Source organism: Oceanibaculum sp. (assembly GCF_022449305.1).
GTDB classification, from domain to species: Bacteria; Pseudomonadota; Alphaproteobacteria; order Oceanibaculales; family Oceanibaculaceae; genus Oceanibaculum; species Oceanibaculum indicum.
The window spans coordinates 22,637-31,565 of sequence record NZ_JAKUSO010000044.1; the positions used below are offsets into that span (position 1 = coordinate 22,637).

An 8,929-nucleotide genomic window follows, 5' to 3' on the forward strand; every position below is an offset into this window, starting at 1 on the left:
CGCGAATTTTCTGCTCACGATACCGGAGGGGCACGTGGTCAAACCCGAATGGGGCGTTAAGCGCACCTGTCATAGTTGCGGCGCGAAATTCTACGACCTGAAGCGCGATCCGATCGTGTGCCCGAAATGCGGCACCACCTTCGATTTCGAGACCGCGCTGAAGAGCCGCAAGGTCCGCACCGTCGCCGACGCCAAGCCGGTGCCGGCGAAGGCCAAGGCGAAGGTACGCCCGGTGAAGGACGAGGATACGGACGCGCTGGAAGACATCGAGGACATCGAGGATGTCGAGGATGTGGATGATGACGACGTCCTGGCCGAGGAAGAGGATGCCGACGACACCCTCGACGATGTCGTGGTGACCGGCCCGAAGCGGGTGGCCAGCGACGACGAGGATGAGGACGAGGATATCGACCTCGACCTTGACGATGATGATGAGGACGAAGCGCTGCTCGTGGATGAGGATGAGGATGACAGCCTCGACGAGTCCGATGAGGAGAGCGACGACGACGAAGACGAGGAGTCGCGGGACCGCTGAGCAGGTCTTCTGGCGGGGGGCCACCCCTGCCGGCAGGGCAAGCCTGAGAAGGGCGAAAAAAAATCGCAAACTCAGGCTTGCGTTGTCGCCACGAAGGGCTTAAACACTTCCGCCTGCGCCGGACGGCCCCAGCCGCCGGCGCACCTTGAGGGGCCATAGCTCAGCTGGGAGAGCGCTACAATGGCATTGTAGAGGTCAGCGGTTCGATCCCGCTTGGCTCCACCAATTAGAAAGGGCCGGAGAGCATATCTCCGGCCCTTTTCCTTATGTTCAGCGCGGCTCCGTCCAGCTTTCGGAGAAGGCCAGCGCGCAGGTGCTGAACGGCCGCCCGTCGCGCTCGCGCGGCCAGGGTCGGCCCGAGGCCTCCATCCCGTTCAGGGCCAGCCGGGCGCCCAGCGCAGGCATCAGGATGGTGGACAGGCCATACTGCCGGCCCGGCACCTCGTTCGGCTGGGTATGGATCAGCAGCGGATCGCCGGTCTCGTACCAGGTCAGCGCGATCTCGCCATCGGCACTCAGCACGCGCTCGGTCCAGAAATGATGCGGATTGCCCTCCGGCTTCGCGAACTCCGCCTCCTGCACCGGGATGGACTTGTCCTTCAGCTCCGCGTTAAGCATGCCCTGCACGGTATCCTGCAGCCAGCGCGCCAGCGCGATATTGTCGGAATAGATTTCCCAGCGGTCCTCGGTCAGCTCGCTCTTCAGATAGAGCACATGCCCCGGCCCCATCGGGCTGAAATAGAGACGCCAGAAGCTGGCATCCGTGCTGTTCGGATCGCCATCCTTGTGGCTGAGGCGGATGAAGGGATTCTCACCGGTCAGGATGACGCGGTTGGGATCGGTGGCGGCCATGATTTCCTCCCTGGAGCTGCGCGTTTGGCAGGAACTTTAGCGGCTTGCGATACGCCGCGATAGAGCCCCCCCGTGACAGACCGTGTGAAGTTTTCGGGAACCGTCGCGCCACCATCGCGTTTCATTCCTGACGCCCCCGCATTCGAGGACCTATCGCGTGGGCCCCAGTTCACAGGAGGAGGGTGATATGAGCATGACCCCCATTCGGACCGAGAAGACTGAACCCACGCGCGGCACGGCGGTGCGGCGGACCCTTGCCGGCACCATGGCGGCGCTGGCGCTGGTGGCCCTGTCGGCCTGTTCCAGCATGAACAAGCAGGAACAGCGCGCGCTGTCAGGCGGCGCCATGGGTGCCGCAGCTGGCGGTGCCATCGGCCTGATGACCGGCAGCTGGGTGACCGGCGCTGTAATCGGTGGTGCCGGCGGTGCCGCGGCCGGTGCGCTGACCGATGATGACGATGTGAAGGTGGATTAACCGCCGCACAGGTTTACACTTGGTCGAAGCGTCCGCCTCCCCCCATCCCCCCTGCCTCGGCGGACAGGACTTCGACGCGAAGGGTCGGCCCCGCGCCGGCCCTTCTTGCGTGACCTCTGAATCCTAGTGATGGAGCGCTCCATGCATCCACCCGCCGACCGCAAGCTCTTCCGCCCCCTCCTCCTCTCCGGCCTGCTCGGCGCGGCGGCCCTCCTCGGCCCAGCGCTGCCGGCAGTGGCACAGACCGACCTGCCGGCCCGCCAGGATGTGTTCCTGGCAGGCTATGTCTCGGCGGTGCTGGAACGCGACTTTGCCTTGCCCGCCGAGGCGGTAAGCGTACAGGACGGCGTGGTGACGTTGCGCCGCGAGGCCATCGCCGGCAAGTCGAGCGCGGAGATCGTCCGCGCCATCGAGAAGCTGAAGGGCGTGCGCGCGGTCCGCGTCACGGAGGCTGGCCAGGCCGAGGCCCAGGCTCCGACACCGGCCATTGCCAGTGGGGCTGCACAGTCGCGCCCTGCGGCGGAAGGCACGCCGGTCTCGCCGCGCGCAACCTCGGCGGAAAAGACGGTGGCCCTGCCGCCCGGCAAGCCGCTGTTCGACGCGCTGCTGGCCGATCCGCGCTGGGCGCATTTCTCCGCCTCCTACCAGTATTACGACAATGATCAGGACGTGACGCATGCTGGGTCGACCAGCTTCGGCGAGACCTTCAGCCTGCTGCGCGGCCCGACCGGCGATGGCGGCAACTGGGAGCTGGGCTTCCAGGCCGGCGTGTTCGCGCTGTTCGACCTCGATTCCGAATCGAAGGATCTGATCAACGCGGATTACTGGGTCGGCATCCCGGTGACTTACCGCCACGACAATTTCTCCGCCATGGCGCGGCTCTATCACCAGAGCTCGCATCTGGGCGACGAATATCTGCTGCGCGAGGATGTGAACCAGAACAACCGGGTCAATCTCAGCTATGAGGCGGTGGACCTGCTGCTGTCCTACGAGTTCGACGACACTTACCGGGTCTATGGCGGCGGCGGCTTCCTGTTCCACAAGGAGCCGTCGGACCTGAAGCCCTGGTCGGCGCAGTACGGCGTGGAGATCACGCCGGACGTCACCTTCTTCGAGGGGCTGGCCCGCCCGGTCTTCGCCGCCGACCTGCATAACCGCGAGGAGAATGACTGGTCCACCGACCTGTCGCTGCGTGGCGGCATCGAATTCACCAACCCGGTGGTCGGCGGACGACGCGTCATGCTGCTGCTGGAATATTACAGCGGCCGCAACCCGAACGGGCAGTTCTACGACCGCCGGCTCGACTATGCCGGCATCGGCCTGCACATCTTCTACTGATCCTTACGCCTGCGCCGCCTTCAGCCTGCGGTCCGACCGCAGGTTCCAGGCGAAGAAGGCCAGGAACAGCCCGGTGCCGATGAAGTTCACCGTCCAGTCGTTGGGCCACAGGATGGTCACGCCGATGGCGAACAGCACGGCGCGCATCGGCCAGGAGACCGGCGCCTCCAGATAGCCCTCCATGGCGCCGATCAGCGCATAGATGCCGATCAGCGCGAAGCCGAAGATTTCCAGCGCCAGGATGGGATCGCCATTCAGGAACGGCGTATAGGCGAACAGCACCGGCACGATGTACAGCGTCTTGGCCACCTTCCAGGCAGTAAAGCCGGTGGCCATCGGCGGGCTCTTGGCGATGGCAGCGGCGGCGAAGGCGGTCAGGCAGACCGGTGGCGTCACGTTCGAATCGAGGCTCAGCCAGTAGATGATCATGTGCGCCGACAGCAGCGCCGTGGTCAGGATGGCCGGCGTCAGCGTCGATTCCTTCACCGTGCCCATCATCTCCGGCGGGATGGCGGCAACCAGCGCCTCGGCGGCATCCTTGCTCATCGGGCCGTTCAGCAGGTCGAGCTTGTCCGGCGCCACCAGCATGAAGATCGCCTTGGCGGCATCCGGCACATTGCCGGCGACGAAGGCATTCACCAGCTCGCTCTGCACGATCATGTCGGACAGCGCCGGCGCGGACAAAGTCGCCAGCACGATGTAGGAGGCCGTCACCGGCAGCCCCATGCCAAGTACCAGGCTGGCCAGCGCGATCAGCACCAGCGCGATCAGGATATTGCCGCCCGCCCAGTTGCTGATCATCAGCGAGAAGGTGTTGCCGATGCCGGTCAGCGTTACCGCATTCACCACGATGCCGATGGAGACCAGCAGCACCGCCGTCATGATCATGTTGCGCGAGCCGGTCGCCAGCGCCTCCAGGATCTCCTTCGGTCCCATGCGATGGGTCTTGGTGAACCAGGAGGCAACGATGGTGGCCAGAATGGCGTAGCCGGCGGCATAGGTCGGGGTGAAGCCGTCGATCAGCATGTAGATCAAAAGGCCGATGGGGATGAAGAAGGTCACCCCGCGCTTCATCACCTCCATAATGCGCGGCGCATCGGTGTCCGTCGTCGTCATGTTCTGCTTCTTCGCCTCGACCCGCACGAAACAGGCGACACCGAAGAAATAGAGCAGCGCCGGCAGCAGCGAGACGGCGGCGATGGTGAGATAGGAAATCTGCGTGTAGCTGGCCATCACGAAGGCGCCCGCCCCCATGATCGGCGGCATCAGCATGCCGCCCGTCGAGGCCGTCGCCTCGACGCCGGCGGCGAACTTTGCGGGAAAGCCGGCGCGCTTCATCAACGGAATGGTTATAACGCCGGTGGAGACGGTGTTGGCAACCGCCGATCCGGAGATCGTGCCCATCAGCGCCGAGCCGATGACAGCGACGAAGCCGGGCCCGCCGATCAGCTTGCCGGCGACCGCGCGCGCGAAATCGATGATGAAGTCGCCTGCACCCGAGCGCACCAGGAAGGCGCCGAACAGGATGAACATGAAGACGAAGCTGTAGGAGATGGTGGCGATGACGCCGAACATCCCGTCATCGGAATAGAAGCTGCGGAACAGCATCGTCTCGTAGCCGAGCCCGCTGAAGGACAGCACCCCGGTGAACCAGTTGCCCCACAGCGTCACATAGGTGAAGGCAAGGATGATCAGGATGGGAATGATCAGGCCGGTGGTGCGCCGGGTGAATTCGATGGCCAGCAGCACCGCAATCGCCGTGAAGACCCAGTCATACCAGAAGAAGGCGCCGTTGCGGGCGTAGAAGGTCGGCTCGCCCAACACCAGATAGGCAAACAGCGACAGTGCCGCGAGGCCAAGCAGCACATCGAGCGCCAGCACCATGCGGCGGCCAGCCCCGGATTTCGCCTGCCAGGCCGGATAGAGCAGCGCGCAGAGCAGACCGAAGCCGCCGAAATGCAGCACGGACGCCCAGAGTTCGGAAATCGTGCCGAGCGTGTTGATCCAGATATGCACAAGCGCCAGCGCGATGCCGACCCAGAAGGCCGCCTTGCCGGGCAGCGAATCGGCGGGCCGCAATTCGGGCGCGGAATGCACCTCGCCGGCATTTTCGTCGGCGGAGGGCGCCTGGCTGGACTGGGGACGGGCTTCGCTCAAGGCAGGAATCCGCTGCTGGAGGACAAGGACAGGAAATGGCCCGGCGCAGGACGATCGCTCGCCCCGCGCCGGTAACCATCAAAGGCAGTGTGACCGGATCAGTTCGCCATCAGCGACGCCGGAACGGTCAGCCCCTTTTCCTTGTAGAAGCGCGCGGCACCCGGATGCAGCGGCATCGGCAGGCCCGACATGGCCTCTTCCAGCGACATCGCCTTGGTCGCCGCGTGGATGTTGTTCAGGAACGGCAGGTTCTCATAGATCGTCTTGGTGATCTCATAGACATCCGCTTCCGGAACGCTGTCATTCACACCCAGGAAGTTCGGCTGGGCGATGGTCGTCCAGGCCTTGTCCTGGTCCGGGTAGGTGCCGGCCGGAATCGTGTACTTGTAGTAGAGGCCGGTACCGGCATCCGCCTTCTTGACCTCCTCGTCGGTGAACTGCAGCACCTTCACCTTGTCGCCCATCTGGGCGGCGATGCGGGTGATGACGGACACCGGCGGGCCGCCCGGGATGCCGGCGCCGACGATGGCACCGTTCTGCAGCGAATCGGCGGTCGGGCCATAGCCCTGGAACACCAGGTCAAGGCTCTCCGGGTCGATACCCAGATTCTTCAGGATGAAGCGGTTGGAATGCTCGGTGCCGCTGTTGCGCGCGCCGATCGAGAACTTCTTGCCCTTCAGCCCCATCAGGTCGGCCGCCGTGCCGGTCTTCACCTCGGACGCCGCCAGCACATAATGCTCGACATTCGGCCACAGCATGGTGATGGAGCGGATGTTCTTCTGCGGGCCGTCCTGCGCGATGGAACCGCTGCCTTCCTTCGCATACAGCCCGAACAGGCCCTGCAGAATGGCAAAGTCGGCCTGCTTTTCGCGCAACATCTTCACATTCTCGCCCGAGCCGGCGGAGCTGATCGCCGACAGGCCGATCTTCATCTTCGGCTCCAGCTTCACCTTCACCAGCGTGGCCAGCGCCACACCAACCGGATAGTAGGTGCCGCCCGTGGTCGCGGTGGCGAGAACGTAGGAGCGGGCATCCTGCGCCTTAGCGGGCAGGGCAGCCGTGACGGTCGCGAGTGCCGCGACCGCAGCCAGGGTCTTCAAACCGATCTTCATGAAACGTTGCCTCCTGTTGTTTATGCCGTTCCGGATGGGAACGCCCTTACAGCCTTACCGATCATCCCGGTTGCCCGGGCCGCACGGATAAAGTTGCGGGTTGTTTCGATTCCCCTTATCTAAAGCGCTCCGCCATCCTGTCAAACGGGTCCTGTTGGTTTCAGGTCGGGGCAGTATATATCGGATGGCCCAATATGCGAGCGCTCTAATGGCCAAACCCAGCCCCGAACAGCAGATGACGGTCGAACTGCTGCAATCCTTCGAGCAGGAGGCGAAGGCGATGCTGCGCCGCTGCGCCGCCACCCGTCGGCAGGTGTCGCGCTATTCCTTCACGCGCTATCGCGGCTTCTTCGAGGAGGTGAAATCCTTCCTCGTGCTGGCCGCCTTCACGCGCAGCAAACTGGTCAATTTGCAGATGTCGGCAACCGAACGCGGCCATCTGGTGGAGCATATCGACGGGCTGGAGCGCCGCGTCAGCCGGGCTGCCATGGAGGTTGCGCATGCCTTCTACGGGCTGATGCTGCGCCGCGACCTCATTTATCTCGGCGGACACGAGCGTTGCGACGAGGACCGCCAGCTTCTGGGCGAATTGCTGGAGCGCGATGCGGAGAAGTCTCCGGACCGGAAGCCCGACGCCCGCCTGGAGCGTGACGTGAAGGCGGTGGAGGCCGTGCTGGAGGAAATCGTCCGCCGCACGCCGCCAATGCGGAATTTCGAACCGCTAGACATCCCCAAGCATTAGTGGCTGGCTGCGGACACTTCCACCACCACTTGCCCGCCCCATCCATGCATGGCCGGAAATGAATACCGGCCTTGCATAAGAGTTGCCTTGTCCAGACTTGCGGAACCTTAAGGGCGTCTATTACGCTTTATAGAAGGGATGAGCCAGAAGCTGACGTGAGGATCACGAACGATGCTGGCAAACACACTCTTCGAGAGGCTAATCAAGGTCGGTGACCTGACGATCATCGACGCCAAGGGACGCACCCGCCGCTACAAGGCCACGGATGCACCGAAGGTCACCATCCGGATCACCGACCCGCATATGCACTGGAAGGTGATGCTGGCCCCGCAACTCGCGGTCGGCGAAGCCTATATGGACGGCAAGCTGGTCATTGAGGAAGGCACGCTCTACGACTTCGTCGATATCGGCGTGCAGAATCTGCGACTCGCCTATGATGACGGGGTGCTGCGCTGGCTGTCGCGCATCCGCAATTTCCTGGCCCGCTTCGCTGACTACAACCCGATCCCGCGGGCAAAGCAGCGGGTTGCGCATCACTACGACCTGGATGGAAGGCTGTTCAGCCTGTTCCTGGACAGTGACCAGCAATATTCCTGCGCCTATTTCGCCCATCCATCCGACGATCTGGAAACAGCGCAGCGCCGCAAGAAGCTGCATCTGGCGGCAAAGCTCTCGCTGCAGCCCGGCCAGAAGGTGCTGGACATCGGGTCCGGCTGGGGCGGGCTGGGGTTGACGCTGGCCGAAGCGGCGAAGGTATCGGTCACCGGCATCACCCTGTCGGAGGAACAGCACAAGGTTTCCAACCAGCGCGCCAGCGACAAGGGGCTGTCGGACCGGGTCGGCTTCCATCTGCGCGACTACCGCAACGAGACAGGAACCTACGACCGCATCGTCTCTGTCGGCATGCTGGAGCATGTCGGAAAGCACCATTACCGCGCCTTCTTCTCCAAGGTGAAGGAACTGCTGGCCGAGGACGGGGTGGCCGTCGTCCATTCCATCGGGCGCTTCGACCAGCCGGGCCCGGTGAATGCCTGGATGCGCAAATATATCTTCCCCGGCTCCTATATCCCGACGATCTCGGAGATCACCGGGCCAATCGAGGAATGCAACCTGCTGATCACCGATATCGAGGTCCTGCGGCTGCATTATGCCGAGACGCTGCTGGCCTGGCGCCGCAATTTCTACGGCAACCTCGACAAGGTGCGCGAAATCTATGACGAGCGCTTCTGCCGCATGTGGGATTTCTATCTCACCGCCTGCGAGCTGGGCTTCCGGCGCAAGGAACTGATGGTCTTCCAGATTCAGCTCGCAAAATCGATGGATGCCTTGCCGATTACGCGCGACTATATCCACGAATTCGAGGCGGCAAACGAAGCCGGCCGGCGACCGGAGCAGAGGATGCGCATCTCCTGAATCGGCAGCCCCGGCCAGAAAAATCAGGCCAGAAAAGAAGGGGCAGTCGTGCGGGAGGCCATACAGCATGAGCGGTTGCGGCAATTATACGACTACTGGGAAGGCAAGCGCGGCAACCGCCTCATGCCGGCCCGCACTGACATCGACCCGGTCGAAATTCCAGGCCTGCTGCCGAACCTGATCCTGATAGATGTGGAAAGAGGCGAGCGGAACCGCTACCGGTTCCGCCTCTACGGCACCGAGGTCTGCGCCAACCGGGGCGCGGACCTCCCCGGGCGCTAAATCCAGGAGCCCGGCCTTTCGCC

The 8,929-nt window shown here is 63.6% G+C and carries 9 protein-coding genes and 1 tRNA gene; 7 read left to right on the forward strand and 3 right to left on the reverse strand.

The window, feature by feature from the left end:
* Positions 1 to 34 precede the first annotated feature (34 nt).
* Both MK313_RS12955 and MK313_RS12960 read left to right on the forward strand, forming a co-directional pair.
* Positions 35 to 535, forward strand: coding sequence for a TIGR02300 family protein (locus MK313_RS12955; RefSeq protein WP_121220858.1), 501 nt, complete (start codon positions 35 to 37; stop codon positions 533 to 535).
* Positions 536 to 684: 149 nt separating this feature from the next.
* A tRNA-Ala gene (locus MK313_RS12960) sits at positions 685 to 760 on the forward strand.
* A gap of 45 nt (positions 761 to 805) precedes the next feature.
* Here the strand turns inward: MK313_RS12960 and MK313_RS12965 are convergent.
* Positions 806 to 1,387 (reverse strand): hypothetical protein, encoded by a 582-nt coding sequence (locus MK313_RS12965; protein ID WP_287782024.1) that lies wholly within the window; start codon positions 1,385 to 1,387, stop codon positions 806 to 808.
* Positions 1,388 to 1,574: 187 nt separating this feature from the next.
* Between MK313_RS12965 and MK313_RS12970 the strand changes: the two genes are divergently transcribed.
* Positions 1,575 to 1,862: a glycine zipper domain-containing protein gene (locus tag MK313_RS12970; RefSeq protein WP_008944024.1), complete on the forward strand. Its 288-nt coding sequence runs from the start codon at positions 1,575 to 1,577 to the stop codon at positions 1,860 to 1,862.
* A 141-nt stretch (positions 1,863 to 2,003) separates the two neighbouring features.
* Positions 2,004 to 3,200 (forward strand): DUF1207 domain-containing protein, encoded by a 1,197-nt coding sequence (locus MK313_RS12975; RefSeq protein ID WP_287782026.1) that lies wholly within the window; start codon positions 2,004 to 2,006, stop codon positions 3,198 to 3,200.
* A gap of 3 nt (positions 3,201 to 3,203) precedes the next feature.
* Here the strand turns inward: MK313_RS12975 and MK313_RS12980 are convergent, their stop codons facing one another.
* Both MK313_RS12980 and MK313_RS12985 read right to left on the reverse strand, forming a co-directional pair.
* A complete protein-coding gene (locus MK313_RS12980) occupies positions 3,204 to 5,357 on the reverse strand; it encodes a TRAP transporter permease (RefSeq protein WP_287782028.1) in 2,154 nt (717 codons plus the stop codon).
* Positions 5,358 to 5,455: 98 nt separating this feature from the next.
* On the reverse strand, positions 5,456 to 6,469 hold the full coding sequence (locus MK313_RS12985; RefSeq protein WP_287782030.1) for a TAXI family TRAP transporter solute-binding subunit: 1,014 nt from the start codon (positions 6,467 to 6,469) through the stop codon (positions 5,456 to 5,458).
* A gap of 208 nt (positions 6,470 to 6,677) precedes the next feature.
* On the opposite strand from MK313_RS12985, the gene MK313_RS12990 reads away from it, so the two are divergent.
* From MK313_RS12990 to MK313_RS13000, 3 genes are all read left to right on the forward strand, one after another.
* The gene (locus tag MK313_RS12990; RefSeq protein ID WP_287782032.1) at positions 6,678 to 7,211 is read left to right on the forward strand and encodes a hypothetical protein; all 534 of its coding nucleotides are present in this window, start codon (positions 6,678 to 6,680) and stop codon (positions 7,209 to 7,211) included.
* Positions 7,212 to 7,382: 171 nt separating this feature from the next.
* On the forward strand, positions 7,383 to 8,624 hold the full coding sequence (locus tag MK313_RS12995) for an SAM-dependent methyltransferase (RefSeq protein ID WP_008944019.1): 1,242 nt from the start codon (positions 7,383 to 7,385) through the stop codon (positions 8,622 to 8,624).
* 48 nt (positions 8,625 to 8,672) lie between these two features.
* Positions 8,673 to 8,906 carry a PAS domain-containing protein gene (locus MK313_RS13000; protein WP_287782034.1) on the forward strand — a complete coding sequence of 78 codons (234 nt, stop codon included), beginning with the start codon at positions 8,673 to 8,675 and terminating at the stop codon, positions 8,904 to 8,906.
* Positions 8,907 to 8,929: the final 23 nt, after the last annotated feature.